The organism is Bradyrhizobium sp. HKCCYLRH1030 (assembly GCF_051168395.1).
Lineage (GTDB): Bacteria > Pseudomonadota > Alphaproteobacteria > Rhizobiales > Xanthobacteraceae > Bradyrhizobium.
This window is the reverse complement of the sequence record NZ_JBNPUY010000007.1, coordinates 274,383-299,936: the sequence shown is the minus strand read 5'-3', so window position 1 is coordinate 299,936 and position 25,554 is coordinate 274,383. Positions and strand designations below refer to the sequence as shown.

Sequence of the window (25,554 nt, the reverse complement as noted above, 5' to 3'; positions counted from 1 at the left end):
GGTTGAGCTACGCGCGAGTGCAGGATCTGCGACTCGGAGTGTGGGTTGACCGATCAATCGTGTTGCGCCGTCGTATCTCGGAGCCTTGGCCGATGCAGCCTGCATCAGCCCGGCATAGCCGGCAAGATGCGTCTCGGGATGTGCGCCGGTACGGTAGAATACAGCTGCTGGCGGCGCGTGCCCGGCAAAGGGACGATCGTCGCGGACATAGGTCCACACCCAGCCGGTGCGCGTCTTGTCCTTGGCGAGAACTGGCACCGTGGTGTCGTCGGCATGGATGCGCTCACCTGCGAGCAGGTGCACCTTGATCGCATCGACCAGCGGCATCAAGGTCGCAGCCGCTGCACCGAGCCAGTCGGCGAGCGTGGAGACGTCGAGCGCCACACCCTCATGCGCAAAGGTCGTGCTCTGTCGGGTGAGCGGCAGGTGCGGCCCGTATTTGGCGAACAGGATGTGCGCCAGCAGGCGCGGTCCCGCGCGTCCGCGCGCGATCGGATGGAACGGTGCCGGCGGCTGCGTGATCGCCTCGCAGGCGCGGCAGGAGAACTTCTCACGGACATGCTGGATCACCTTCCACTGCCGTGGCACGAGCTCCAGCGTCTCGCTCACGTCCTCGCGGATCTTGCGCAGCCTGTCGCCGCCGCAGCACGGGCAATAGGCCGGCGCAGGATGCACGATGCGCTCGCGCGGCAAGTGCTCGGGCAACGGCCGCCGTGCCGGGCGCCGCCGCTCGAACGGACGTACGTCGACCCTCTCGGCCTTGGCCCGCTCGGCTGCCATCTGCGCCGCAGCCTCATCCTCGGCCTCCTCGAGATCGGCGAGTTCGAGCTCGAGCTGCTCGAGCACCGACGCGCGCTCCGACGACGGCCCGTACAGCTCGTGCCTGAGCTTGGCGATCGTGAACTTCATCTGCTCGATCAGCAGCGCCCGGGCACGGACCTCGGCTTCCAGATTGCGCGCCTTGGCTTCTGCCGCGAGTTGGGCCGTCGTCGCCTCGGTGAGCGCGGCCTGGCCAGCGAGCACCAGCGCCTTCAGCGTCGCGACATCATCGGGGAGTGAATCGGCTGTGATCATCGCAGGAGATGGAATCACAGCTCCGTCCTGCGTGCATCAGCCTCGTCACGTTCAAGCGCTCAGCCAACGGCTTCCGGCCGCCACGTCCGCTGCGGATGACGCCATTCGATACCTTCGAGCAGATAGCCGAGCTGTGCCGGCGTGATCGCCACCGCTCCATCCACGGGCTGTGGCCAGATGAATCGGCCGCGCTCCAGCCGCTTGGCGAACAGGCACATGCCCTGGCCGTCGTGCCACAGCATCTTGATCAGCCCGCCGCTGCGGCCACGGAACACGAACAGATGGCCGCCATGCGGATCGCGATTCAGCGTCTCCTGGACCAGCAGCGCAAGACCGTCGAAGCTCTTGCGCATGTCGGTATGGCCGGTCGCCAGCCAGACCTGGGTGCCGGAGAGGATCGGGATCGTCATCGCGAGCCCGCCCGAAGCGCCGCGATCACCGCCGTCACCGTCGCGGCATCCGCCGCGTCGCTGATCCGGATCTTCGCCTCCGCCCCGATCTCGACCTCGATCAGCCCCTGCGTACGGGCAGCCGGCGCGTGCGGATCGGCAGTGATCGTCACGGCGGCAAAGCCGGGCGGCGGCGTCTCCTTCCCGCACAGCTGCTGGCGCCAGCGGAACACTTGGCTGGAATGCACCCCGAACGCTCGCGCCACTCGTAGGATCGTCGCGCCCGGCTGAAGCGCTGCAGCAACGACACGCTCCTTGTCGGCCCGCGACCAATGCCGCCGTCGCCGCTCCGACGTGATCACTTCCACTTCCGCTTTGGCCATAGGACTAGTTCCGGGACTAGTCCTATGGCTTCAACAAGCGTCAGCTCCGGCGCAAGGCGGCCGTCGCCGGGGACTCACGATGAACTCACAGATTCAAATGCGGAGACGTGCCCCTTCGCAGACAGCCGGCACCTTGACCTGAGTTGCCGGCAGCGGCTGATATCGCCCATCTGTGCGGAGCGCGCTTGTTTGCCAACCGGCAAAATAGCCGCTGTGCCTCAATGGAGGAGAAAACTGCACGCATTCCAGCTAAGAGGAAAGCTTGGTCAGCTTCTGCAGGCAGCGCAGCTCCCGCGGCGGCTCGAGTGGCGGCTTGATGGACGGCCAGACCGCATTCGACACCTCGGCAACGTAGATGTCTCCGTGAGAATCGACCGCAACACCATGCGGTGCGATGAACTGACCGGGCGCTTCGCCGGCATGCAAATGGCCGAGCCGGACGACAGTCCCGCCACGGTTGTCGACGATGGTCACGCGGGGTCCGAGATTCGGAGCATTCTTGTTGACAGGAAGCGAGGGGCCGAGCTCACCAACGTAGCAGAGCTGCTTCTTTCCCGGCGGCATGTAAAGTCCGCATGGGCGATGGAGATTGTTCCATTGAGTCTCGTAGCGACCGTTCGCATCGAACACTTGGATTCGGTGATTCTCCCGATCCGCAACATAGACCCATCCCTCCGCGTCGCAGCAGATGTTGTGCACGATGTTGAACTGACCCGGGTCGCTGCCGGATTCTCCCCATGACATGAGGTGTTTCCCCGATGGCGAGAACTTGTGGCAGCATGCGTTGCCGTAGCCGTCGGACACGTAGATGTCGCCGTTCGGCGAGTGAGCCGTGTGCGTACAACGATGGAACGGCTCTCCACTCATGTAAGGGGACGGCCGCATCGGAATTCCGATCGTGAGCATAACCTTCCCATCCAACGTGCACTGTCTGATGGTATGATCGCCGTCGTCGGTCAGGAAAATCGTGTCGTCCGGTCCCATGTGCAGCCCATGCGGACGCGAGAACAGGCCTTCACCCCAGGACCGGAGAAACCGGCCGTCCTGATCATAGACGATCACGGGATGCGCGCCGCGGTTGAAGACGTAGACGTGATCCTTCTGGTCGACGCCGACCGCGGCTACGTCGCCATAAGACCAGCCGTCCGGCAGTTCGCCCCACCCCTCGGTGACCATGTAGCGGAAATCGCCGCTGCCCAGGATGACTGACATTCGGTGCTTCCTCCATTGATATGCGTTCCCGGCTGCTATTTGCGTTCGGCCACCAAGGCCTGGCCGGCCGTTACGCCGCCATCGACCACCACGGTCTGCCCTGTCACATAGGAAGCCATGGGAGAGCAGAGCCAGAGAACAGCCTGTGCGATCTCGTCCGGTTGTCCGATCCGGCCGAGTGGCGCGCGTGATCCGCGAGCGCTCAGTTGCTCCTCGGTCGGGTAGATGCTCCTGAGCATCGGCGTGTCCGTGCTGCCAGGGCTCACTGCGTTGACCCGAATGCCGCGGCGCGCGTATTGAAGTGCGGCCGACTTGCTGAGGCCGATGACGCCATGTTTGGTTGCGCTGTAAATGGCACTCTGGGCGTGTCCGATATGCCCCGCGACCGATGCGCAATTGACGATCGCGCCACCGCCTGACTCCAGCATCGCGCGAATCTCATGCTTGGTGCAAAGCCATGTTCCGCGCAGATTGGTCCCGACGACCTGATCGAAATTGTCGCTATCGTCCTCGTGCAGCGGAACGAAATTGCCGAACGTGCCTGCGTTGTTGAACGCAGCGTCCAGCCGACCAAACCGGCGGACGGTCATGTCGACGAGACGCGCGACGCTCTGCTCGTCTCGCACGTCGGTCGGCACGATCATCGTTTGATCTGGCGGTAGCGCGGCCAACGCCTGTTCGCAGGAGCCGGTCTGCCGTCCCGCCAGGACGACACGAGCTCCGCAGGCCGCGAATGCCAGCGCGGCGGCGCGGCCGATGCCTTGGCTGGCGCCGGTGACGATGATGACCTTGCCGCCCAACCCGTAGTCCGCTGATGGGCCGGCGACCCGCTCGGCCGTCGTCGTTCGTTCCGTGGTCGTCCAGTTCATATGAACAGCCCCCCATTGATGTCGATCACCGTCCCGGTGGTGTAACCCGCCTCATGCGAACACAGATGGATCACAACGGCAGCTGCCTCGTCCACAGTGCCCAGTCGCCCGATCGGAATGCGTTCGGTAATCGCTCGCCGCCGTTCAGGGCTATGCTTCGCCCAGGCTGCCTGGATGCGGTCGGTGGCGATCGGGCCGTGCGCGACTGCATTGACGCAGACGCCGTCGGGGGCAAGCTCATAGGCCGTTTGCTTGGTGAGCCCGATGACGGCCGCCTTTGCCGCGACATAGGCGGCGTTGCTGAAGTAGGAGTAGGTGCGGCCGGCGATCGATGCAAAGTTGACGATGCGACCCCACCGTCGCTGACGCATCGCTGGCGCACATAGACGCGTCATGGTGAAGGCGCTCGTCAGATTGTGTCTCATCGAGGTCTCCAGGTACGTTTCATCGAGGTCCGCAAGCAGGATGGAGTTCGCATCTCCTCCGACGGCATTCACGAGGATGTCCGGACGCTGTGCGTCCGAGAGACATTGGATGGCGTCGCTGACGGCTGCGATATCGGTGACGTCGATCGGCAGGCACGCGGCACGGTGATCGCCGATTTGACGGCGAATGGAGTTGAGTGCGGTCGTGTCCTTGTCGACCAGCAGGAGCCGCGCTCCCGCATCTGCAAGGCGGCGCGCGACCTCTGCGCCGATGCCGGCGCCCGCACCGGTGACCAGGGCCATTTTGTGTTCGATCAACGATGTCGTCATCCCCGAGCCTCAGCGTTCCAAGTTGTGACGCGCCGTTCTGCCTCGACGAGAGCGGAACGAGGTGTTGTCGCGACATGCGAAAAGGCGTGCCTTGCGTGCGCCCACAACGCCGGTCCCGGAACGAGACCGTGTCCGTGGCCATACAGTGGCGGCGCAAGATAGGTTTTGCGATCGATCGGGAAGGGTGGGATCGTCGTGTCGCGAGGAAACCATTCGTCTGCGCGCCCAACCTCGCACGCGCTGGCGTTGCGTAGCGATGTCGCGAGCGCGCGTCCCGCGGCCCAGAGCGGACCATGTTCGCCAACCTGGACGCCGATCTGATAGCCGAGGCCGGAATGAAACGCCGTATCGGCCAGGCCTGCCGCTCGAAGTGGGCCACCACATTTCGACACGCGGATATTGACGAGGTCGCAGGCGCGCTGGTCGATCGCCGTGGCGAGATCGTTCTCGTCCACGAATGATTCATCCAGCATCAAAGGGATCCCAGCCTCTTCGCGCAATTGCCGGAGGCCCGCCCAGTCCCTGGGCCGCAGCGGTTCCTCGAGCCATGCCACGCCATGACCCTGCAACTGCCGGCAGGCGGCAATCGCCTGTGGCAGGGTCCAAGCCGCGTTCACATCCACCGAAAGCGAGATCGATGGCGCAATCAGGTCGCGAAACCGTCTCACGCGTTCCACTGCCTGATCGCCATCCGCTCCGACTTTCAGCTTGACGTGCTTGATGCCGTTCGCGAGCGCAAACTCGCGCGCGACCATCTCCTCCGGAGAGGTCGAGAGGTCGACGACCAGAGCGGCTGAAACGGCGCAAGGCACGGGTCGTAACATGTCTTCGCCGAGGCCCGCGGCGTGCAATGCAGAAGCCATCGGTCGGCCGTGGAGTCGGCAGGCCACGTCGAGAAGGGCGGTCTCCAAGGCGCAGGCTGCAGCGGGCGACAGCCGACCACCGACGGATAGCATCTTCGGCAGCGCCAGAGCCTTCAGGCTTGCGACGACGGTCTGAAGCGAACGCCAGTCGATCTGCGCATCGAGTTCGTTCAATGCGCAAGAGGCGAGGGCCTTCAGAACGGTCGCGGTGGTTTCGCCAGTGACATAGGGACGAGGAGCTGCTTCGCCATAGCCGGTTACGCCATCGACGTCGACGCAGACAAGAATGCCGTCGCTCTCGTGGCGTGCCATGGTTGCATGAACGAATGTCCGGCGCATCGGCATCGCAATCGCGTAGACGTCCATCAATTGTATCATTGCATCCGTCCGATCTGCTGAGATCAGGACATTGCCAAACTGCGAAGCGAAGGTCGTTTTAGAATTTCTAGAACCGGGACAGGAAATCTAAATTGACGCTTTGCGCGAGCCGTCAGTATCAATCCCTGCGAGACGGCGGTGATCTACAAATGAAGATAGGTCGGACATCATGCAGGACCTCTCCACAGAACAGAGTCGAGTTTCCCGCATCCAGCATGGTGGAACGGCCGGCGTCCGAACGACGAGCGTCGGAGGCGCCGCCGACGACGTGAGCCGCATGGCCCGCTTTTGCGCACAGAGTGAGGCGGCGCTCGATCGTCAGCGCCTGATCTGTCAATCTCCGCATGCGACCGTTGGGACCGTCTTCCACGATGTGTTGCGCGAACTGACTGGAACGGCATTCGAGCGGGAGCACGCGCTCGCAGGTGTGTGCAGCTTCGATGAATTCAGGCGGGCAGTGCCGATCCGCAGTTACGGCCAGCTCAGGGGGTATATCGATCGACAGCTTGCCCGAGAGCGAAAGGTACTGACGCGGGACGATCCCTATGCGTTCCTGAAGACGTCAGGAACCACCGGCCAAGCAAAGCTGGTTCCGACGACACGGCATTGGCGGCTCGCCTATCGCGGACCGGCGCTTTACGCGCAATGGGGCCTCTATTTCAGGATGCTCCGGCTCGATACGCCGAAGGTTGAGAACGTGCTGGATCTGTCATGGGAGCCGCAGACGGCGAGGCAGAGCATTCATGGATTTCCCGTCTACAGCATTACACAGCGGCCGGAGCCGCTCGGGGAATCCGACTGGTTGCCGCCATGGTACGGCGCGCCCTGGTTCTCATGCGAGAGCGATCCCGACGGATATGCCGAGCGGCTCTATCAGCGGCTGTGCATGCAGGCATTCTGTGACGTGCGGCTGATTGTTTCGGTGAACCCGAGCAAGATCATCATGTTGGCAGAGACGTTGCGGCAATTCGCAACGCGGCTGATCCGTGACGTCAGGGGCAGCGCCTCGGCTGCGGGCGGCCAGGACCTCGCGCGCCGCCTGGAAGGGCAGCTCAAATTGCGCGGCGGTGAGTTGCTTCTCTCGGATCTGTGGCCCAATCTGTCGCTCATCGTCTGCTGGAACAGCGCGTCGGCGCAACTCTACGAGAATTGGCTTGATCGCCTGGTCCCCGATGCCACGCGGCTTCCCTTCAGCACGACGGGCACCGAAGGCATCGTTACGCTCCCGGTCGACATGCACCGCAGTGCCGGCCCTCTCGCGGTGACCCAGGGACTCTACGAGTTCGTTCCGGTCGATGATATTTTGGAGAACGTCGCTCCATCGGAAAGTGCCGAAACGCTGACTTTCGAGGAACTGGAGGTCGGGCGCTGCTACAGGCTCGTGATGACCCAGGCCAACGGTCTCTATCGGTATGACGTCGGCGACGTGTATCGCGTCGTGGGCTGGGTTGGGGCGGTGCCAAGGCTCGAATTCATCGGAAGAAGCGGCGCATGTAGTTCGTTCACCGGCGAAAAGCTGACCGAAGCTGATGTGTTCTCGGCGGTGTCGCGTACGATCGAATCTGGGTCGGCCGGGACGCCGAACTTCTGCTGCTTCCCGGTCTGGGGCACGCCGCCTCACTACGCTGTCGCGCTCGAGTGGTCGCCGAAGCTCGAGCTGATGCAAGCGACACTGGCAACGCGCATCGATGCAGCGCTCAGCAGGGTCAATCTGGAATATGCCGACAAGCTGTCCAGCGGCCGGCTGGCGCCGCTGACGATAGTCAAGCTGGTCCCCGGCGCCTTCGCCAGGCTTGCCGAGCACAAGATCAGCGGTGGAGTGGCTTCGGCGCAGGTCAAGCATCATTGGCTTCAGCGCGACGCCTCGGGGCTGAAGATCCTTCGCGATATTGGCATGCTGCTCGACGGGGCAGGCTCGTTCATCCCGTCATCGACGTGAATCGATCCATAGATGGAGTTGGCCACCATGACCGTATCAGGTTCGCGCACGCCTGCGCTCGACGCAGCCGACGTCGCTCGCTTCCAAGAGCAGGGATATCTGGTTGTCCGAGGTGTTCTGGATGAGGCGGATTTCGTTCCCGTGAGACGTGAGTACGACGAGCTGCTGCGGGAGCGAGTCAGGACATGGCGCGCAAAGGGACTGTTCTCGGGCGGTGAGGATCATGGCGGGCTGCCGTTCCAGGAGCACCTCAGGCGGCTGGTCGAGCTTCCGGGATTTCCGCTTACGCTGCTTGCCGAGCTCGATATCACGTTGCCGCACATGCCGTTCTCGTTCATCCAGGATGACAGCGAGTTTCATGTCGGCCCCGGCGTGTTGTCGCTACTCCAGAATCCGAAGGTGTTGGATGTCGTCGAGTGCATTCTCGGATCCGAGATCAACGCAAGCCCGAATCAGCATTGCCGGATCAAGCTGCCGGCGCGAGAGGTCCAGCAGTTCGGCGGCCGGAAGGGCGAGACGATCTACGCGCCGACCCTCTGGCACCAGGACGCGATGGGCCAGCTCCCGCAGTCGAACGAAACGACCGTGCTGACGGTCTGGATTCCGACGACCGACGTCGACGAGGAAAACGGATGCCTGGCGGTCGTGGGAGGCGAGCACAATGACGACACGTTGCTGCCTTGGCCGATGGATGCCGCGCTGATCGATCGCCTTGAGAGGAACAGCATCCCGTTGCCGGTCAAGTTCGGCGATATCGTGCTGTTGCACAAGAAGGCGCCGCATGGCTCCAGGTTGAACAAGACGGCACAGGTGCGCTGGAGCTTCGACTTCCGCTACTACCCGGCGCATCAACCGACCGATCGGCCGTGGTTCCCGAATATCCGCGTGCGCAGCAAGGCAGATCCCGGTTCTGCTGTGGTCGACGCAGGAGCATGGCGGAAATCCTGGGAGGATGCCCGCGCGATGCTTGCGGGTCAGAAGCTGCCGCTACCAGGGCGGCGTGAGTTCGCACAGGTCGTCGCGGACGGAATGATTCGGCGGTGGGAGGCCGGCGAATATCCGAGCTTTCCAGTGAAGGACGTTGCCGCAGCTTCGACTCCCGCAGCCTGAGGCGTCTGAGATGGAGGGGACGGCGATCAAGTGGATACGGGCGGTGGATGGCACCGAGCTTGCCCTACATTACTGGGCGCCTGCCGAGCCCCGAGCTGCCCTGTTCTACATCCACGGCATCCAGAGCCATGCCGGATGGTTGTTCGAGACCGGGCCGCAACTGGCGGCCAGGGACGTGGCAGTTGTCGCGCTGGACCGTCGCGGATCGGGACGGAGTGGCGGCGAGCGTGGTCACGTCGCCACGCTCGAGCTTCTGCTGTCGGACTATCTGATGGGTATAAAGGCCGCGCGGGAAGTGGTGCCGGATGCGCCGCTGGCGGTGCTGGGCCAGAGCCTGGGCGGCAGCGTTCTCGCTGGATTATGCACCAGTGGGCAGTTGCGCGCGGAGGCATTGATTTTCTGCGCGCCGGCACTGGGGCAGCAGCGGGCTCGCCATGATCCGGAGAAGCTCGGCCGCTTCCGCGCGTGCAGAGGTCTTGGCCGAGTCGCGGTCACGCTCAAGGACGAGGACTACACGGAGGAGGAGGTCTATCTGCGCTTCATGTCGGCGGATGCCCTGATGCTTCGCGAGGTTACGGACAGCACGCGGTCGACGCTGGTGCATCTCGAAGACGCATACGCGGAGACCGGAGCGACGCTGAGGGTACCCACGTTCCTCGCGGCGCCGGAGCGTGATCCGATCATCGATCTCGCCGTTGCGCGCCGTTGGCTCGGCAGGCTGATCGGGCCCTATCGTGAAACGGTGTTCGCAACGAGGCATCACTATATCGAGTTCAGCCGGCAACAAGAGAGCTATTGGGACTGGCTTGCGGCTTGCGCGATTCCAGTCGAGGAGTTGCAGAGATGACCGACGGAGGACATCTTGCCGTATCCGGGTCGCCTCTGCACGATCGCCGCGTCGACATCGCCGTTCCGGATTGCGGCGGCAACCCGGTCATTGAAGCAGCTTTCCGGCGACACCTGCAGGGGCAGGCCGGCGTGCTCATACATCACGACCGTCCGGAGGACGCCGATGCGCTGGCACGGCGGATCGGCGACGTGACAACGGTGCTCCAGTTCTTCTCGGCGCGCCCGCTGTCTGCCGGGGTGCTCGAGGCGTCGTCGGCCAAGCGGATCATTGTGGCGGGCCCGATCGGCGCGAGCGTCGATCTCGATGCGGCCGGACGCAGGAACATGGCGGTGTACGAGACCCCCGGGCTGGCGTCAGCCTCGGTTGCCGAGTACACGATCGCGCTGGCGCTCGCCATTGGCAGGCGGATGACGGATGGGTGCCTGGAGCTGAGATCCGGACGATGGCATGCGAGCTTCGGCCGAGGGCTGTTCGGCAAGACGGTCGGTATCGTCGGGCTGGGCCGCGTCGGCGGCCGTGTCGCTGAACTGTGTAAGGCGTTCTCCGCGCGGGTTGTCGCCTGGAGTCCGTCGCTGACGGATGGACGAGCCGCGGAACTAGGTGTCCGGCGAACAGAGCTGGACGAGCTCGCAGCCAGCAGTGACGTGATCAGTCTGCATATGAGATTGAGCCCGACGACCAAAGGCCTGTTCGATGCGCGATTGATCGATCTGATGCGACCCACGGCGTTTCTGATCAACACCGCCCGCGCCGGTCTCGTGGATGGGGAAGCATTGCGGCAGGCGTTGAACGCGCGTCGGATCGCCGGTGCGGCACTCGACGTTTTTGAGGATGAGCCGATCGGACCGGGATCGCCCTGGCTCCAGACCGACAACGTCCTGCTGTCGCCGCACATGGCATGGATGAGCGAGGAGGCGCTGGAGGCGTTTGTCGGTGCCGCGGTCGATTTTGCCATTCGTGGAGACGACTCGCGTGTCCGTCGTGTTGTCTGAGCCGGCGCAAGCCCGAGTAGCTGGCGCCACGGTGTTCGTCGGCAGCGACCGGGTTCTCGGCGACACCTTGGACCACGCGGCCGCAGCCTTGGGAGCGGCAGGTTGCAATGTTATCCGCGGCCACGCCGAACCGCCGCCACACCGCACGCGCTACGCGCTTTCGACCGCCCGACGATACTTCGAGGCGGCATCAGTGCTCCTGATCAGCTCGCGGACCATCATCGACGCGGCGATGCTCGAGGTCGCGCCTCGGCTACACGCTGTTGTCTTTGCCTCGATAGGCACGGATTCGATCGATCTGCCGGCGGCGACCGATCGCGGCATCATCGTCGCAAACGGCGCGACGGCCGAAAACGTCGAAAGCCTGGCGGAGGCAACCGTGATGCTCATTGCGGCTCTCCTGCTGGACCTGCCGCGCAAGCAGCGCCAGTTCGCGTTGCGGTCCGCCCGTGCGCGGGCGGATGAACTGTCGGCGCGCATGGTGTCCGGCAAGACCATCGGGCTGATCGGGTTCGGCCGCATCGCGCGCTCCGTCACGCGACGGTTGCAAGGCTGGGGCACCGAGATTCTGGCTTATGACAGACATCCGGATGAGACGCCGGTCGCCGGCGTGCGTTTCGTCGAGCTTGACGAACTGCTGGCGCGCAGCGACGTCGTCAGCGTTCACTTGCCGCTGACCGCCGAGACGCGCGGGCTGCTCGGAGCTGCGGAGTTCGCGCGCATGAAGCGCGAGGCCTGCGTCATCAACACCTCGCGCGGTGGCATCGTCGACGAGGCGGCGTTGGCGCAGGCGCTTTCCGCCGGACGGATCGCTGGCGCGGCCATCGACGTCTTTGAGACGGAGCCTCCCCCTGTGGATCATCCGCTTCGCGGGCTGGAGAATGTCATCCTCACCGAGCATACGGTCGGCTGTACGCGGGAGCTGTTCGCCTCGCTCGCGCCGACCGCGGTTGAGAACGTCATGCGCGTGATCCAGGGGCGGGATCCGCTGCACATCCGCAATCCGGCCGCGCTGCTCCGCTGGCGCGAACGATTTCGGCGCCAGTCGGCGCAGCAGGCCTGGCCTGGCGGCGACACGAATCTGCAGTACGGGACAGGGGAGTACCGATGACCGCGATGCCGTCGAAGATTGCGGGCCGCACCGACGCGCTCGCCGAGGACACGGAGGTCGTCCTCATTCGTCAAACCGGGGGACCGGAGGTGCTCTCCGTGGAGCAGTCGAGGCTCGATCCGCCAGGGCCGGGCCAGGTGAGATTGCGGCAGACCGCCATCGGCCTGAACTATGTCGATACTTACTACCGCACCGGGCTCTACAAGACGCCGCTGCCCAGCGGCATCGGCTTCGAAGCCGCGGGGATCGTCGAATGCCTCGGAGAAGGGGTGGCCGGTCTGCGGCCCGGAGATCGCGTCGTCTACGCGATTGCAAGCCTGGGCGCCTACGCCCGACTGCGCAACGTTCCCGCTGAGCGGCTGGTGAAGGTGCCCGATGACATCACCGATCATCAAGCCGCCGCCATCGCGCTTCAGGGCATGACCGCGCACTATCTGCTTCGGCGCGCCTATTCCGTGCAGCCCGGCGACACGATCCTGGTGCACGCTGCCGCCGGCGGTGTCGGTCTCATTCTCTGCCAGTGGGCGGCAAGTCTCGGTGCGACCGTCATTGGAACCGTAGGCACGGAAGAGAAGGCCGAGCTCGCGCGCGCCAACGGATGCACCCATACGATCCTGTATCGGAGCGAGAATCTGGTCGAGCGTGTCTGCGACCTCACCAAGGGTGCGAAGCTACGCGTCGTTTACGACTCGGTTGGCCGCGATACTTTCGTGAGCTCGATGGATTGCCTTCAGCCGTTCGGGCTGCTGGTCTCGTTCGGCCAATCCTCCGGGGCGATCGGGCCCTTCGAGACGCGAATTCTCGCCGAAAAGGGCTCGCTATACCTGACGCGGCCGACGCTTTGGACGTACATCGCACGTCGCGAGGATCTCGTGGCGTCTGCTTCGGAGCTGATGGCTGCCGTCTCGCGAGGAACCATCAAGCCGAGGATCAGCCAGACCCTTCCCTTGATGGAGGCGGCCCAGGCGCACCGTGATCTTCACAGCCGCAAGACGGTCGGAAAGACGCTTCTCATCCCCTGAGCAGCATCTGCCGCGGCCCTTGCCGGATGATCGGCTATTTCCTGTCCATGGCACGGGCCTGGGCGGCAACGATGAGCACGCCGATCACGACCAGCAGGCCGCCGGCCGACTGAATCGGCGACATCCTCTCGTCCAGCCCTAGATATCCTGAAACGACGGTGGCCACAGGGCCGAGGGCGCTGATCATCGCGACGCGGCTTGCGCCGATCCGGCGCAGCGCCTCGGCCATCATGAAGACCGGCATCACGGTACTGAACAGCGCCATGCAGAGGGCGAGCAGGTAGACCCGGGTGGGCAGCACGAGCGCGCTCAGCGGGCGGAGTGCCATGAACTGAACGATGCAATACACGCTGGCCGTGGTCGTGGCATAGGCCGTGAAGCGTATCGAACCGAGCCTCGGCACGACTTCGCCGCTTCCAACGAGATAGACCGAGAAACTCACCGCGCTCAGCATGACGAGCAGCGCACCGAGCCAGAAATTTTCACTGCTCTTGTCGAGCTGCCCCGAAAGAACCAGCGCGACACCGATATATGTAATCGCCAGCGCGATCAGCTCGCGCCGGGTAATCGGCTTCCTGAGGACGACCGAGGAGATCACCACCACGATGGTCGGATACACGAACAGGATCAGCCGGCCGACGCCGGCGGCGACATATTGCAGCCCGATCATGTCGAGGAAGCTTGACAGATAGTAGCCGACGAAGCCCAGGGCGGCGAGCGCCATCGCGTCGTGTGCGGTGATTGACGGAAGCGTCCGGCCGCCGGAAGGCCCCCGATACAGGACAACCGCAATGACGAAGAAGGGCAGTGAGAAGATCATTCTCAGGGCCAGCAGCGTCACAGGATCGCTCATGTCCTCATAGGCGAGCTTGACGAATATCGCGCGAAGGGAAAACGCCACCGCCCCGATCGCCGCCAGCGCTACGCCGACAATATTGTGTGTCCTGGACACGGTCGTCGTTGACGCGCCGGGGCCGAGCGCCTCCGGCGCAGGCCCGAGCGGCCGCGAGATTGCGAGGTCATGTCTTTCGGAGATTCCGGCCATAGTCCGTCTCACTGACTCCCAGGTGGCGGCAGGATGATGAGCCCTGCCGGAGAGCGCCAACGCTTTTTAGGCAAGGCACCCTTCGCGTTCGACGAAGGTCCGCCGGCCGCTACGGCGAGACATCGGACATCGAAGATCACTCACGCCCAGGAGGGATTTACGGTCTCTTTCGACCTTGACCGGGGTGTGGTGGGTCAGGCTTACTTACGGTAGTGCCGCGCACTGGCTGCGCGGGGGGCGGAGATCGTCGGGAGGATCGCTCATGGCCCACGGGAATTGAAGGACTGATGCGACAAATCAACAATCTCATCCGGCGTATCGATCTGACGTCGCTCCAGCTCTTCGTCGCGGTGTGCGAGGAGGGGACGCTGACGCGCGCGGCGTCGCGGGAAAACATTGCCATGAGCGCGGTGAGCAAGCGCCTTGCGGAGCTTGAAGAGGCGCTTGGAACCGACCTCTTTGTCCGGCACTCCAAGGGCATGATGCTGGCTCCCGCCGGGGAATCCCTGCTGCATCACGCGCGATCGATGCTGACGAGCGTCGAGAAGATGGGCGCGGAGCTCGACGAATACCGCATGGGCATCAGGGGCCACATCCGGATGCTCGCGAACGTATCGGCCATCGTCGAATTCCTTCCCGACGACCTGCCGGCCTTCTTCGCGACCCACAGTCTGGTCAAGATCCACCTTGAGGAAAGACTGAGTGCGGGTGTCGTCAAGGCCGTCGAGGAAGGGTATGCGGAAGTGGGCATCTGTGTGTCCACGACCAACAGCCGTGACCTGTTTGCGCGTCCCTATCGCAGCGACCGGCTTGCGCTGGCGGTGCCGCAAGATCATCCGCTGGCCGATCGGGCATCGATCGATTTCGTGGAAAGCCTGGATTTTGATCATATCGGCTTTCACGCCGATAGCGCGATCTACACCCGTTCGCGCGCGGCAGCCGCGGAGGCTGGAAAGGCGGTCAATCTGCGGATCAACGTACCGAGCTTTGATGCCATTTGTCGGATGGTGCAGTGTGGCCTGGGTGTCGGGTTGATCCCGGATCGGGCATTCGAAGTGCTGGCTTCGGGCATGGGCATCAAGGCGATTCCGCTCAGGGACGACTGGGCCTATCGGGAATTGAAGATCGTGACCCGCGATCCCGCCGGGCTCTCGACCGTGACCAAGATGCTCGTTGAGCATCTGGCGCAATCGGGCGGCAATCGCGCGCCTGCGTCAACGGCGGCAGCTTCGGTGTCGGCGCCGAGCCCCCGCCACGGTCGATGACGCGGCGGGGACATCATCGTTGGTCCAGCCTGACCGTCGGGGCGGTCCGGCGAAGCCAGATCGCCGCGACGAGCGGGCCGAGCAGGCCCATGAAGAGCGACAGCGCGACAATGACCGTGCCGGCGCCGTAACGGCCGGCGAATACGCTGACCAGGAGGCCGGCGAGAGGTTGGGACAGGTTGTTCAGCATGATGATCAGGCCCGTCGTCTTGCCGAGATCTTCCCGGGGAATGATCTTCATGCGCAGGCTGCGAATGAAGACACTGAACATCTTGTCGAAACCGACAACGAGAACGAAGCCGAGCGCGTAGACGTGGGCGTGGGAAGCCAGTCCGGAGACGGCGCCGCCGGCAAAGATCATCGCATAGCTGATGACGCCCAAGACCTGCAGGGACGCAGGCGCATGCGCGGTGGCGAACAAGATGACCACGGTCGCGATCGCGCCTGCGGCCTGAAGAACGGCATAGTAGGAGTCTGTTTCTCCGTGGACACCGGTCACCATTGCCGCTGACGTTGCGAGGGTCACGCCAATGATGAGGTTGACGGCGGCTGCGAGAAGGACGGTCTCGACCAGGCCCGGTCGTCCGATGACGTGCCGAAGTGCGGTTTTCAGCGGCAGTGTCCAGCCGCTTGGCGCCGGCGTCGGTTCGGCCAATGTCGGCCGGACGAATCGCTGCCAGATGATCATGGCGCCGTCAGCCGCCATGAACAGGGCGGTCGTCGAGATCACCACGTATTCCCAGGACCATAGCTTGAGAAGACCGGCGGCGACCAGCGGCCCGAGCACCATGCCGAGCTGATCGGCAATCTGGGTGTAGGAGGCGACCTTCTCGAACCTGTGCCGATGAAAGACTTGAGGCAGCAGAACCTCGCGCGCCATCAGCCCCTGCGTCGTCAGAACGCCGCAGGCCACAGATATCCCGATCAGCCAGCCGATTCCGCCGAAGCCCGCGTAGGCGATCATGCCTGCGAAGCAGGCCACGGCACGAAGCTGCTGACTAATGTGCAACAGCGCCAAAGGGGATTTTCGATCGCACAGCACCCCGCAGATCGGAAACGACAAATAGCGCGGCAATGTCTCGAGCAGGAATGCCGCTCCCGACCAGGCGACGCTGCCGGTCAACTGGAAGATGACGAGCGGGACCAGAAACAGAAGGATCTGGTCCGCGAGCCGTGAGAGGAAGAGAGAGTAGAAGAAGGCTTGATGCTTCAGTTCCAACGAGCAACCCCAACCAGCTGATGAACCGCCTTAGTAAGACGATCCGCTGTCGGCGTCGAGATTGTGCTGCTCGTGACCGGCAAGGGGCGGATTGAACACGCTCACCAGCACCAGATCCTGCGTCGGGCCGCCGCGCAGATAGTGTTCGTCATGTTCGTTGAGAACATAGATGCTGCCCGGGCGGAGCCGATACACATTGCCTTGCATGTCCTCGACTTCACCTTCCCCCGCGATGCAATAGCATGCTTCCAGGTGAGATCGGTATTGCAACCTTGATACTGTGCCGGCGCGAACCACGGTATGGCATACGGCGAAACCCATTCCATCGCTCGCCGTCAATAGCCGGTGGCTCGTGCCATTTCCCCACTCGACGAACCGGCCTGTTTTTTCGACTTCTTCGAGATCGCGTACAAACATGTTTCCTCAGTCATTTTGCACAACACGACGTGTAACGGAATTCTCCTACCATGAGCTGCGACTCTTTGTTATAAAAACTCATCCAGAGGTTGCGGGAGCTTCCGAGTGTGCCTTTTCCATCACTATATTGAACGCAGTGTTCGAGACTGCCCAGAGAAGATCGCGGTGAAGATCGATGGCGCGTGCGCGACCTATCGCGAGCTGGATGATATCGGCAATCAGGTCGCCGGTCGTCTCGTCGATGACGGCATCCGTGCTGGAGACAGGGTCGCGATCTATGGCGTGATTTCCATCCGTTTGCTCGGTGTTGTTCTCGGCATCTTCAAGGCCGGTGCAGTCCTCGTGGGAGTTCATCACACCTTCGGGCTCCGAAAGCTGATGTTCGAGCTTCGGGACTCCGGTGCTTGTGCGGTGATCACCGATCGGGCGGCCGAATTGCGGGAGCGCCAGTTAGATTATACAATCTATAGTTGTAACGATGATTTTTCTGCTGCCGTGCCAGAACGCGACTGCTCGTTTTTCCGGGAGGTGCGGGAAGAGGATATTTCAGTCATCTTCTATACGTCGGGCTCGACGTCGCGCCCGAAGGGCGTCGCCGTCAATCACAAGAATATGATTGCGGCGTTCGAATCGGTGACCGGCTATCTCAGGAACACGTCCGAGGATGTGGTTCTGAGCTATTCGACCTTGGGCTCCGACTACGGCTTCTATAATGTGATGATGCCGCTCATGTTCGGAGGGACCGCGCTCGTCGAGCGCGCGTTGCCGGACGATCCCGATGAGATCATCGATCTCATCGATGCCCACGGCGTGACTGGGCTGCAGGTGTTTCCTCCCTTCATCTTCCATCTGTTAAAGGCGAGCGCGCTGGGAAGGCGCGCGCCGAGATCGCTGCGTTATATCTCCACGAGCGGGCAGGCCCTGCCGGTGAAGCATATCCGCCGCTTGCGAGAGGCGTGGCCGGGCGTCCAGATCTTCTCGAATTATGGGCTCACGGAGTGCAAGCGCGTCTCGTTTCTGCCGCCCGACGAGATCGATCAACGGCCGCAGTCGGTCGGCCGGGCCATTCCCGGCGTGCGGACCTATCTGTTTGCCGAGGATCGCTCCCTCGTGACCGAGCCGGGGCAGGTCGGCGAGCTCGGTGTTGCCGGCGACCTGCTGATGCAGAAATATTGGAACATGCCGGACGAAACCTCCGCCCGAATGATTGAGGGGGCGGCCGGTGAAGCTCGGGTGTTCCTGACGGGCGACCTATTCCGCGTCGATGGCCAGGGGTATCTCTACTACGTCGCAAGGAAGGACGACGCTTTTGCGCGGAGCGGGTTCAAGGTCAATCCGCGAGAGATCGAGCAATTGCTGATGGCCCACCCCGCGGTTTCGGAAGCGGCTGTAGTCCCCGTCGCCGACGAATCCGTCGGACATCTCCCCAAGGCATTGATCGTTGCGGAGCAGGCGACGTCCATCACGAGCCACGAACTGGTCGAGTACTGCACGATGCATCTCGATTGGCACATGGTGCCCGCCTTCGTGGAGTTCGTACCGGCGCTGCCGCGGACCGCGTCGGGAAAGACCGCGACCCGCGCATTGTCCTGATCCCCATCCTCATCCTCATTCTCATCCTCGGCCCAGCATCAGTGGAGGTCTTCGGGCATGACCAATCGACCTGCGACCGACGTCGACGCCTATCTTCAGCAATCTTCGATGATCAGATTGGCGCAGCAATTCGAGCAGTTGGCGACCGGAGCGGCACAGGTGCCGCGGCAGCCAGTGCTGACGCGGATCCGCAACCGGATAGCGGATACCGACGTGCTGGAGTATCACGACCGGCTGGTACCGAAGGCGGGACCACTGTTCTCGCATTTCCTCGCCAGCATTCCAGGCATCCTCGAGGAAGTGTCGCGCGTGGGCGTGGCGCTGAGCCGTCTGTCGAGGCAGCGGGCCGAAAGCAGCGGTCGGCCCTGCCTGCTTTATGAGATCGATGCCTTCGACGGTTCCAACGGACGCACGCTTGCTGCGTTTTCCGGCGGCGCGGTCAAGACACTGACTTGTTCTCCGAACAGGGCGAACGAAGAGCATTTTGAGCGCTTTGCCGATCCGGCCCTGTCGAGATTCATTCCGACGTCGTTCCTCAAGCTCGACGGGGACGTACTTCGCACGCTGGTGGACGACGAGGATTTCCATGGCGGCTTTGACTATATCTACGAAACGGCCGCCTTTCAGTTTTACGGCAAGGACCGCGATTTCCAGATCGAGCAGGGCTGTCGCATGCTCAGGGACGACGGGCTGGTCTTCTTTCTCGAAAAGCTCGATCACACCGACCGCCTCGAGTACGAACGACGGGAGCGCGTCAAGGACGAGCAGCACAAGGCGCACTATTTTACGCCCGAAGAGATCGAGTGGAAACGGCAGCAGATGCTGCTGCGCATGTATGAGGGCGAGGTTCTCCTCGACGAGCTCGTGAGCTCGATTGGACGACACTTCTCGCACTGCTATCTGTTGTGGAATAGCACGAATTTCTACGAGTTCGTCGCCTCGAACGACGGGCAGCGCATCGAGGAGTTCGTCCGCCTTCTCGGCCCGCCCTTGATTGAAGATCAGTTCGTCTTCGAGCGGCCAATGTTGCGAAAGGTGCTGGAGCGTGCGCATGGATAGGCTGGACGGGACGGTCTATTGGGGAGCGGACCAGCCGTCGCTCGCGACGCTCTATGCGAGCGTCGAGGCGTTGTTGCCACGATGGCACAAACGTGCGGAGGAAGCCCGCAGGCTTGGGAAGCTGCCGCGCGAGTCCGTCGATGAGCTGTTCGACGCCGGATTGCTTCAGCTCGCGATGCCGAAGCGTTTCGGCGGCCTTGAATTGGATTGGCCTGTCCTTGCAGAAGTTGCAAGGCTCGCGGCGCGCGCGTGCCCTTCGACAGCATGGATCGTGGGCCTCGTTGGAGGACACATTCAGATCGTATCGCGATTTCCAGCGGAGGCGTTGAACGCGGTCTTCCGCGGCGGAGCTCGTCAACTTGTCACGACAGGATCGGCGACGGCGGCCGGCGGAATATCGCGGGACGGTGGCGCATATCGGGTCGATGGTCGCTGGCGGCTCGGCTCCGGCGTGGACTATGCGACATGGGTGATCGTGTCCGGCTCATGCCTGCATCCGTCTCGACGCGACGCCCGGACGGTTATGGCGCTGCTGCCAGCCATCGACATCGAGATCGGCGATGATTGGCAGGCCATCGGAATGGCAGGGACCGGGTCGCGCGACATCATTATCCGCGATCGTTCGCTTTCAGAAAGCTGGGCGCAGCCGCTGGACAATGTTCTCGGGCGTTCGGCGGAACGCGGCGGTCACTACTTGCAGTCGGTTTCTCTTATTCCCTATCTGACCAGCGTGATCGTCGGTCCTCTGCTCGGCTGTGCGGAGGGAGCGGTGGCGGCGGGACTTGCGATCATGCGAGAGCGGCATGGACGGCAGCCAAACGGGAACCAATGGGCGTTTGCCATGCGCGCCGGCGAGATCATCGCCGATATCGAATGCGCACGGCTTTTGTATCGCAGCATTTTATCGAGACTGCATGAGGCGGGCTGCAACGGCCGCGATCTCTCCGATAGAGACTACGCAGCGATCAAGCGCGACCGGGCCAGGCTGACCCGCTTATGCATGAACGCCGTGCAACAGCTGATGTCCCAGCTTGGAACTTCCGTCATCGCGCAGACGCACCCGGTGCAGCGCCACTGGTGCGATCTCCAGGTCATGGCTGCACACATGGATGTGAATTGGGATCGCGCGATGGCGGACTACGGCACGGCTCTTCTTGTGCAGCTCTGAAAACAAGTGATTGAATAGCGCCGTTGACCTAGGGATGGGATCGCCGGATGTATTTCTTGATCGCCTCCATCGTTTCGATACCTTCATTTACGATCCAGTCGCGAAAGCGTGCGATCTCGGGGCGCCGCGCGGCGGTGTCCTGACAGACCAGATAGTAGGACATTGGATTCGAGAGGCGCGCCGCAAATGGCGCCATCAGTCGTCCTGATGCGAGTGCAGAGATGACCAGCGGCGTTCGGCCGATGGCAAGTCCCAACCCATATTCGGCCATCTCGAGCGCGAGCGCAGAATTTTCGCAATGAAATCCTGAAGTGGTATCGAAATCCTCGAGTCCGGCCTCGACCTGCCAAGCTTGCCAGTCCGTCGGCCGAACGATGGTATGGACCAGTGAATGGCGACGAAGCAGGTCTGATCCAGCAGGAAGTGCGGCTTCGCGAAACAGGGTGGGCGAGCAAACGGGGAACAGCTCTTCGTTCATCACGAACGTCGAATGGAGCCCCGGCCAGGATCCGTAGCCTAGCCGCAAGGCGACATCGATATCCTCTCTCGTAAAATCGACCAGGCGGAACGACGTTGAGACGGCGACGGCGATATCCGGAAACTGTTGCCGAAAGCCGATCAACCTCGGCGCCAGCCATCTCTGTGCGACGGTCGCCAGAAAGCTGGTTCTAAGTTTCAACGCGCTATGCGACGTCAGCCCTGTGACTGCCGACGAAATATCTGAAAATGTTCGGCAAAGTACGGGAAAGAGTTGCTGGCCGTTTTCTGTCAACTCTACGCCGCGGCCAACGCGGCGGATCAGGCGACGACCAAGTGCGTCTTCCAGAATCTTGAGCTGCTGCGTCACCGCAGCTGGCGTTACGCAGAGCTCGTCGGCTGCTTTCGTGACACTGAGGTTGCGAGCTGCTGCTTCGAAGGCGCGAAGCGCGTTCAACGGGGGGAGGCGAGGGCGCATCTGCCAGACCATTCCGAGAAGGCTCGTCCAAAACTCAACGCAGATCGAAAGCCCGCTGCAGAAACGGGCTCTATTGCTTGGCTCTAGCGATGGGCGCCAGCGTTGACTCACGGTTCAGTTTCCGTTGGAGTCCATTGTACGGCGAGTGCCCTCACCTTTCAATTGTGTGGTAATAGAATACAATCTTAAGATGGAATCAAGAGTTTCAAGTGAGGTGGCTTCATAAGACGCCAGTTTTGTTTTCGCGAGCTGCGCTGCCGTGGCCGATGCGCCTGTCCATCTGATCAAGGCGTATTGTTTCCTTCCAACAAACATCTGTTTCGGATCGATGCCCTCCGCGGCAAGGGCCGCCGCGGCTTCGAACAAGTGATGGAAGCCGCGGTTGGGGTGCTGGTGGTGTCGACGATTGCGAAGATCCGTCGCGCCTATTTTGTTCATGGTCAACCGGTCAAGGCGATCTGCCGCGAGCTTGGCGTATCGTGCAAAGTAGTACGCGAGGTCATCGGTTCCGAGGCAACGAAGTCCGATACGAGCGAGAGACGCAGCCGCTTCCGAAGATGAGCCTCTGGAGTGACGAGCTTGACCGGTTTCTGGTGAACGGCTGTTCGCCCCGGTGCGGCGCGTCACGGTGAAGGCGCGGATCGCTAGGCACAAGGGCCGGGCGTCCAGGTCAGCGCCCCTGGCGGCGCATCTCACCTATCTCAAGAGGGACGGGGTCACTCGCGATGGCCAGCCGGCACGGATGTTCGACGCCGCGGGCGATCAGGCGAATGAGGCTGCGTTCGAGGCGCTGGGCAGGGGTGACCGGCATCATTTCCGGTTCATTGTCTCTCCCTAGGACGCAGCCGACATGGAGAACCTCAGAGCGTTTACCCGCGATTTGATGCGGCAGATGGAGGCCGATCTCGCGACCAGGCTTGAGAGTCGGGTCTCTGGGGAATTGGTCTCCTCGGCTGACAACGCTTGTCCAAATTATCCTGGGATCAAGCGAGCCGATGTTCGTAGCTTATAGGCCAGGGCGCTCGGTTCTCTACAAGGATCCGTACGCTGAGGTCTTGGCAAGCAAGCATCCGGCACTCGGACGGGTGACCTGCCAATCATGCGCGGTTTCCTCCCTTGGAGGCTTTCGGGCGCAAGCCGCCCGCATATTCCACACCGTCACCGCTGCGGCCGGCATCCGCAATCCTTCACAAGAGCTGACGTCCCGCGGGACATCGGGAGCACAAGGTCTGGCTATTCGCATGCGTTATTTTCGATGGCCGCGCTCATTCGTGCCGAATCCTGAGCTACGATCCGAAAAGCTCAGGCGGGGCCTTCTCCTTCAAGGCTCCGCCGATATGCTTGTCGAGAAGCTTGGCGGCGCCTTCGAGCGAGCCCTTCTCCAGCAGATCGATGATGGCTAGGTGCTCGCCTGGTTGCCGCCATACCCGATCGCGGTCGAGCGTCTGACGGTATTCGATCAGGCGCCGCAATTCGTTCTGACGGGCGACGGTCTGGGCCAAGAACCTGTTACCCGACATAAGGGCGAGCGCCTCGTGGAAGTCGCTGTTCGACTTGAACAGCTCAACTTGGCCAAGCGTCTTGAACCCCGCGCTATGGAGAAATTCCTGCCGCTTGCGCTGCTCCGAAAGGACGGGACGATCGAGCTTGAAGGTCGAGGATCGCAAGCCTTGAGGCTCTAGGAGATTGAGGCCGGGCTGATTAACCTCACACTCGACAACATCCAAGCCCTGGCCGTCGCGCTAGGCGTTGAGCCCTCTGATGCTTGTGGCATCTATGGCACGGCATTTGAGATGGTTCCGCGCCTTCCCCGTGAGCGTGGGTGTGATCCGAGGCCGTCACTCTGGCAGGCCTTCGAGGTCGTCCCAGCCGAGCCCCACCTTTGGAGGGTGCGGGCGCCGCCAAAAATTCTCATTTGAAATCAAGGCGCCTTAAAAGTAGGTAGGGGGCCATAAGTCATTGATCTTGCTCTTGGCTTTCTCCCCTGTCGTACCCACCATCGAGTGCTGCGTGTGATTTGCCGTAATAGTGATCGCAGTACTGAAGGGGGTGTCGCTCCGCTTGTTTCCCCGGTTGGCAGCTTGAGAGGAGGCGGGCGGTCCATCGGGTCGGAGCAGCTATTTGAACTTCTCCGGCCAAAGCCCTGGTGCGATCGACTAGCTCTGCCGGGAGCTGCCAATGCTGTTGACGGGCGCAGATGTCGTTGCAGCGAATTGCTCAGGTGCAAGCCGAAGCTGGCCACCGGTTGACCACCGAAACCCCGTGAACAAACGGCGATAAAGGACGTCAATCGCGAGCAAACTTCATTGTTTTTGTTGATCTTTTCGCATGCTACTTACGTTCGGGACGCAGGGGTCGCAGGTTCGAATCCTGCCGCTCCGACCATTTTTTCAGGCGCCTAGCTTTTCATCTCCCGAGAAGCGCAACGAAATCACACGGCGCCACCCTGCACCATCCGGCTATTCGTGAGCATTTCGCCGCGGCAGACGACAGCGCTTCATCAAGCGTCCAATTCCTTCAGCTTCCGGTAAAGCGTGCGCAGGCTGATGCCGAGGGATTCTGCAAGCGATTCTCGATTGCCGCGATGCGTCAACAGGGCGGTCCGAAGCGCTCGCGCCTCGCGCTCCTTCGATGACGGCGGGTTCTCACCGTCAGCAGGCGCCAGCTTTGTTGCGGTTCGCTGCACCCGGTCGCGTCCCTCAATGTCCGGCGATCGCAGCGTCAGAGCACGCTCGATCGTCGCGGCTGAGATGACATCGTCATCGCAGAGCAGGGCCGCGCGCTCCAACACGTTGCGCAACTCGCGAACATTGCCCGGAAAGGCGTAGCCCTCGAGCCGCTCGAGTGCCGGCTGGGACAAGGTGGGCCTTCGCTCCGGCGCCACGCGGGCAAGCAGCGCTGCGGCGAGAAGCGGTCGATCAGCGGCGCGCTCGCGCAATGCCGGCAGAAGGATCGGAAAGGTCGACAGTCGGTCGTAAAGATCGCTTCTCGACAATGCGAGACGCGTGCGCGCGATCAATTCCGGGGACCAGCAGAGCGCGATCAGGAAGGCCGGTGCGCGACCATTCCGATCAGCGCAGAGCGACCGTGATGGCCGCTGCCTTCGCTGAGCTCGGTCTCGTATTCGCGCAGTTCGATGATTTCCAGCTCACGGAACGCCTCTCGGAGCATGGTTTCCGTATAGAGGTGCGAGAGGGCGGAAGGGCCGCCCGTCTTGTACTCCAACTGCTTGGGCGTATAGCCCTGCAGGATCAGCGTCCCGCCCGGCTTCAGGCTTGCGATCATGCGCGCGAACAGCCGTTTCCTTAGACCCGGGGCGGCGAACTGCACAAAAATCGCCGCGATGCCGTCATACGCCGCGCTTGGCCACGCGAAGCCGTCGCAATCGGCAAGCTGGTAGTTCACGCTGACTCCGGCTGACGCGGCAAGTTTGCTTGCTTTCGCCAGACCCACCTCCGAGATGTCGAAGGCGTCGACCTGAAATCCCTGCCGGGCGAGCCAGACGCTGTTGCGGCCTTCTCCGTCGGCGACGCAGAGAATGCGACTGCGGTACGGGAACGTGCCGACATGGCGGCGCAGCCATTGATTGGGTTCGGTTCCGAAAACGAAATCATCGCCTTCGAATCGTCGGTTCCAGCGGCCGGCGTCGGCGTCTGGCGGTACGTTCGTGACCATCGGCAGTCCCACTTTGAAGATGACAAGCGTGTTTGTTGGCAGCCGCAAGGAGCTTGCGAGCTCCTCGGTATCAGCTTGCGAACCTTGATCGCAAGTTAGGTGAACTGGAAGCCGGATCGTAGTTCATCAGCCCGTCAGACGCGGCAGGCGCGTGAGCAGGCGACGATCGCCCCGGCGGTTCGATACCGTCTCGCACGAACCGCGCTGGGAC

Annotated in this window: 23 protein-coding genes and 3 pseudogenes; 12 read left to right on the top strand and 14 right to left on the bottom strand. The window is 62.6% G+C overall.

Annotated elements, in window-relative coordinates; all coding sequences use genetic code 11:
• Positions 1–54 precede the first annotated feature (54 nt).
• The 7 genes and pseudogenes from tnpC to ACQR1E_RS22025 form a co-directional block, all read right to left on the bottom strand.
• Positions 55–1,074: pseudogene (gene tnpC, locus ACQR1E_RS22055) on the bottom strand (IS66 family transposase); the annotation flags it as partial.
• A gap of 59 nt (positions 1,075–1,133) precedes the next feature.
• Positions 1,134–1,484, bottom strand: coding sequence for an IS66 family insertion sequence element accessory protein TnpB (gene tnpB / locus ACQR1E_RS22050; RefSeq protein WP_434897557.1), 351 nt, complete (start codon positions 1,482–1,484; stop codon positions 1,134–1,136).
• Complete coding sequence (tnpA, locus tag ACQR1E_RS22045; RefSeq protein ID WP_172179942.1) at positions 1,481–1,846, bottom strand: IS66-like element accessory protein TnpA; 366 nt, start codon at positions 1,844–1,846, stop codon at positions 1,481–1,483. Before tnpA ends, tnpB begins: the two co-directional genes overlap by 4 nt.
• A gap of 249 nt (positions 1,847–2,095) precedes the next feature.
• Entirely contained in the window at positions 2,096–3,058 is a 963-nt protein-coding gene (locus ACQR1E_RS22040; protein WP_172179944.1) for a peptidyl-alpha-hydroxyglycine alpha-amidating lyase family protein, read from the bottom strand.
• Positions 3,059–3,093: 35 nt separating this feature from the next.
• On the bottom strand, positions 3,094–3,927 hold the full coding sequence (locus ACQR1E_RS22035; protein WP_172179946.1) for an SDR family NAD(P)-dependent oxidoreductase: 834 nt from the start codon (positions 3,925–3,927) through the stop codon (positions 3,094–3,096).
• Complete coding sequence (locus tag ACQR1E_RS22030) at positions 3,924–4,682, bottom strand: SDR family NAD(P)-dependent oxidoreductase (RefSeq protein ID WP_172179948.1); 759 nt, start codon at positions 4,680–4,682, stop codon at positions 3,924–3,926. The genes ACQR1E_RS22035 and ACQR1E_RS22030 overlap by 4 nt, the downstream gene beginning before the upstream one ends.
• Entirely contained in the window at positions 4,679–5,911 is a 1,233-nt protein-coding gene (locus tag ACQR1E_RS22025) for an enolase C-terminal domain-like protein (protein WP_315752134.1), read from the bottom strand. The genes ACQR1E_RS22030 and ACQR1E_RS22025 overlap by 4 nt, the downstream gene beginning before the upstream one ends.
• Positions 5,912–6,092: 181 nt before the next feature.
• Here ACQR1E_RS22025 and ACQR1E_RS22020 point away from each other — a divergent pair, with 181 nt between their 5' ends.
• Genes ACQR1E_RS22020 through ACQR1E_RS21995 form a run of 6 tightly spaced genes read left to right on the top strand, consistent with a single transcriptional unit; the run spans position 6,093 to position 12,947 of the window.
• The gene (locus ACQR1E_RS22020; RefSeq protein ID WP_210261705.1) at positions 6,093–7,862 is read left to right on the top strand and encodes a GH3 auxin-responsive promoter family protein; all 1,770 of its coding nucleotides are present in this window, start codon (positions 6,093–6,095) and stop codon (positions 7,860–7,862) included.
• A 27-nt stretch (positions 7,863–7,889) separates the two neighbouring features.
• A complete protein-coding gene (locus tag ACQR1E_RS22015) occupies positions 7,890–8,972 on the top strand; it encodes a phytanoyl-CoA dioxygenase family protein (protein ID WP_315752133.1) in 1,083 nt (360 codons plus the stop codon).
• A gap of 10 nt (positions 8,973–8,982) precedes the next feature.
• Positions 8,983–9,819 (top strand): alpha/beta hydrolase, encoded by an 837-nt coding sequence (locus ACQR1E_RS22010; protein ID WP_172179954.1) that lies wholly within the window; start codon positions 8,983–8,985, stop codon positions 9,817–9,819.
• Entirely contained in the window at positions 9,816–10,814 is a 999-nt protein-coding gene (locus ACQR1E_RS22005) for an NAD(P)-dependent oxidoreductase (RefSeq protein WP_172179956.1), read from the top strand. Before ACQR1E_RS22010 ends, ACQR1E_RS22005 begins: the two co-directional genes overlap by 4 nt.
• Positions 10,795–11,925: a 2-hydroxyacid dehydrogenase gene (locus ACQR1E_RS22000; protein ID WP_172179958.1), complete on the top strand. Its 1,131-nt coding sequence runs from the start codon at positions 10,795–10,797 to the stop codon at positions 11,923–11,925. Before ACQR1E_RS22005 ends, ACQR1E_RS22000 begins: the two co-directional genes overlap by 20 nt.
• A 5-nt stretch (positions 11,926–11,930) precedes the next feature.
• Entirely contained in the window at positions 11,931–12,947 is a 1,017-nt protein-coding gene (locus ACQR1E_RS21995; RefSeq protein ID WP_172180200.1) for a quinone oxidoreductase family protein, read from the top strand.
• A 34-nt stretch (positions 12,948–12,981) separates the two neighbouring features.
• Here ACQR1E_RS21995 and ACQR1E_RS21990 read toward each other — a convergent pair whose 3' ends face one another.
• Positions 12,982–13,992 carry a DMT family transporter gene (locus ACQR1E_RS21990; protein WP_172179960.1) on the bottom strand — a complete coding sequence of 337 codons (1,011 nt, stop codon included), beginning with the start codon at positions 13,990–13,992 and terminating at the stop codon, positions 12,982–12,984.
• A gap of 287 nt (positions 13,993–14,279) precedes the next feature.
• Here ACQR1E_RS21990 and ACQR1E_RS21985 point away from each other — a divergent pair, with 287 nt between their 5' ends.
• On the top strand, positions 14,280–15,257 hold the full coding sequence (locus ACQR1E_RS21985; protein WP_315752132.1) for a LysR family transcriptional regulator: 978 nt from the start codon (positions 14,280–14,282) through the stop codon (positions 15,255–15,257).
• Positions 15,258–15,270: 13 nt separating this feature from the next.
• Here the strand turns inward: ACQR1E_RS21985 and ACQR1E_RS21980 are convergent, their stop codons facing one another.
• Both ACQR1E_RS21980 and ACQR1E_RS21975 read right to left on the bottom strand, forming a co-directional pair.
• Complete coding sequence (locus tag ACQR1E_RS21980; RefSeq protein ID WP_172179964.1) at positions 15,271–16,476, bottom strand: MFS transporter; 1,206 nt, start codon at positions 16,474–16,476, stop codon at positions 15,271–15,273.
• A gap of 30 nt (positions 16,477–16,506) precedes the next feature.
• Positions 16,507–16,893, bottom strand: a complete 387-nt coding sequence (locus tag ACQR1E_RS21975) for an ectoine synthase (protein WP_172179966.1) — start codon at positions 16,891–16,893, stop codon at positions 16,507–16,509.
• Between the two features lie 105 nt (positions 16,894–16,998).
• Between ACQR1E_RS21975 and ACQR1E_RS21970 the strand changes: the two genes are divergently transcribed.
• The 3 genes from ACQR1E_RS21970 to ACQR1E_RS21960 are packed head-to-tail and all read left to right on the top strand — an operon-like array spanning position 16,999 to position 20,713.
• Positions 16,999–18,486: a class I adenylate-forming enzyme family protein gene (locus ACQR1E_RS21970; RefSeq protein ID WP_315752131.1), complete on the top strand. Its 1,488-nt coding sequence runs from the start codon at positions 16,999–17,001 to the stop codon at positions 18,484–18,486.
• Positions 18,487–18,543: 57 nt separating this feature from the next.
• Positions 18,544–19,545 carry a hypothetical protein gene (locus ACQR1E_RS21965; RefSeq protein WP_315752130.1) on the top strand — a complete coding sequence of 334 codons (1,002 nt, stop codon included), beginning with the start codon at positions 18,544–18,546 and terminating at the stop codon, positions 19,543–19,545.
• Positions 19,538–20,713 (top strand): acyl-CoA dehydrogenase family protein, encoded by a 1,176-nt coding sequence (locus ACQR1E_RS21960; protein WP_172179972.1) that lies wholly within the window; start codon positions 19,538–19,540, stop codon positions 20,711–20,713. Before ACQR1E_RS21965 ends, ACQR1E_RS21960 begins: the two co-directional genes overlap by 8 nt.
• A 28-nt stretch (positions 20,714–20,741) precedes the next feature.
• Here the strand turns inward: ACQR1E_RS21960 and gcvA are convergent, their stop codons facing one another.
• Positions 20,742–21,680 carry a transcriptional regulator GcvA gene (gene gcvA / locus ACQR1E_RS21955; RefSeq protein WP_172179974.1) on the bottom strand — a complete coding sequence of 313 codons (939 nt, stop codon included), beginning with the start codon at positions 21,678–21,680 and terminating at the stop codon, positions 20,742–20,744.
• A 375-nt stretch (positions 21,681–22,055) separates the two neighbouring features.
• Here gcvA and ACQR1E_RS21950 point away from each other — a divergent pair.
• Positions 22,056–22,261: pseudogene (locus ACQR1E_RS21950) on the top strand (IS21 family transposase); the annotation flags it as partial.
• A pseudogene (locus ACQR1E_RS21945) lies at positions 22,258–22,590 on the top strand (type VI secretion protein); the annotation flags it as partial. The pseudogenes ACQR1E_RS21950 and ACQR1E_RS21945, both read left to right, overlap by 4 nt.
• A 364-nt stretch (positions 22,591–22,954) precedes the next feature.
• On the opposite strand, the gene ACQR1E_RS21940 reads toward ACQR1E_RS21945, so the two are convergent.
• The 3 genes from ACQR1E_RS21940 to ACQR1E_RS21930 form a co-directional block, all read right to left on the bottom strand.
• The gene (locus tag ACQR1E_RS21940) at positions 22,955–23,395 is read right to left on the bottom strand and encodes an FCD domain-containing protein (RefSeq protein ID WP_315715441.1); all 441 of its coding nucleotides are present in this window, start codon (positions 23,393–23,395) and stop codon (positions 22,955–22,957) included.
• A gap of 773 nt (positions 23,396–24,168) precedes the next feature.
• Positions 24,169–24,687 carry a helix-turn-helix domain-containing protein gene (locus tag ACQR1E_RS21935; RefSeq protein WP_434897556.1) on the bottom strand — a complete coding sequence of 173 codons (519 nt, stop codon included), beginning with the start codon at positions 24,685–24,687 and terminating at the stop codon, positions 24,169–24,171.
• 23 nt (positions 24,688–24,710) lie between these two features.
• Positions 24,711–25,391 carry a class I SAM-dependent methyltransferase gene (locus ACQR1E_RS21930; protein ID WP_434897555.1) on the bottom strand — a complete coding sequence of 227 codons (681 nt, stop codon included), beginning with the start codon at positions 25,389–25,391 and terminating at the stop codon, positions 24,711–24,713.
• Positions 25,392–25,554 lie beyond the last annotated feature (163 nt).

Bases quoted from the DNA above. Each gene is read 5' to 3' on its own strand.
- tnpB (WP_434897557.1), bottom strand. From the start codon at position 1,484: ATGACGATCCCGATCCTCTCCGGCACCCAGGTCTGGCTGGCGACCGGC.
- tnpA (WP_172179942.1), bottom strand. From the start codon at position 1,846: ATGGCCAAAGCGGAAGTGGAAGTGATCACGTCGGAGCGGCGACGGCGG.
- ACQR1E_RS22040 (WP_172179944.1), bottom strand. From the start codon at position 3,058: ATGTCAGTCATCCTGGGCAGCGGCGATTTCCGCTACATGGTCACCGAG.
- ACQR1E_RS22035 (WP_172179946.1), bottom strand. From the start codon at position 3,927: ATGAACTGGACGACCACGGAACGAACGACGACGGCCGAGCGGGTCGCC.
- ACQR1E_RS22030 (WP_172179948.1), bottom strand. From the start codon at position 4,682: ATGACGACATCGTTGATCGAACACAAAATGGCCCTGGTCACCGGTGCG.
- ACQR1E_RS22025 (WP_315752134.1), bottom strand. From the start codon at position 5,911: ATGGACGTCTACGCGATTGCGATGCCGATGCGCCGGACATTCGTTCAT.
- ACQR1E_RS22020 (WP_210261705.1), top strand. From the start codon at position 6,093: ATGCAGGACCTCTCCACAGAACAGAGTCGAGTTTCCCGCATCCAGCAT.
- ACQR1E_RS22015 (WP_315752133.1), top strand. From the start codon at position 7,890: ATGACCGTATCAGGTTCGCGCACGCCTGCGCTCGACGCAGCCGACGTC.
- ACQR1E_RS22010 (WP_172179954.1), top strand. From the start codon at position 8,983: ATGGAGGGGACGGCGATCAAGTGGATACGGGCGGTGGATGGCACCGAG.
- ACQR1E_RS22005 (WP_172179956.1), top strand. From the start codon at position 9,816: ATGACCGACGGAGGACATCTTGCCGTATCCGGGTCGCCTCTGCACGAT.
- ACQR1E_RS21995 (WP_172180200.1), top strand. From the start codon at position 11,931: ATGCCGTCGAAGATTGCGGGCCGCACCGACGCGCTCGCCGAGGACACG.
- ACQR1E_RS21990 (WP_172179960.1), bottom strand. From the start codon at position 13,992: ATGGCCGGAATCTCCGAAAGACATGACCTCGCAATCTCGCGGCCGCTC.
- ACQR1E_RS21985 (WP_315752132.1), top strand. From the start codon at position 14,280: ATGCGACAAATCAACAATCTCATCCGGCGTATCGATCTGACGTCGCTC.
- ACQR1E_RS21975 (WP_172179966.1), bottom strand. From the start codon at position 16,893: ATGTTTGTACGCGATCTCGAAGAAGTCGAAAAAACAGGCCGGTTCGTC.
- ACQR1E_RS21965 (WP_315752130.1), top strand. From the start codon at position 18,544: ATGACCAATCGACCTGCGACCGACGTCGACGCCTATCTTCAGCAATCT.
- ACQR1E_RS21960 (WP_172179972.1), top strand. From the start codon at position 19,538: ATGGATAGGCTGGACGGGACGGTCTATTGGGGAGCGGACCAGCCGTCG.
- gcvA (WP_172179974.1), bottom strand. From the start codon at position 21,680: ATGGTCTGGCAGATGCGCCCTCGCCTCCCCCCGTTGAACGCGCTTCGC.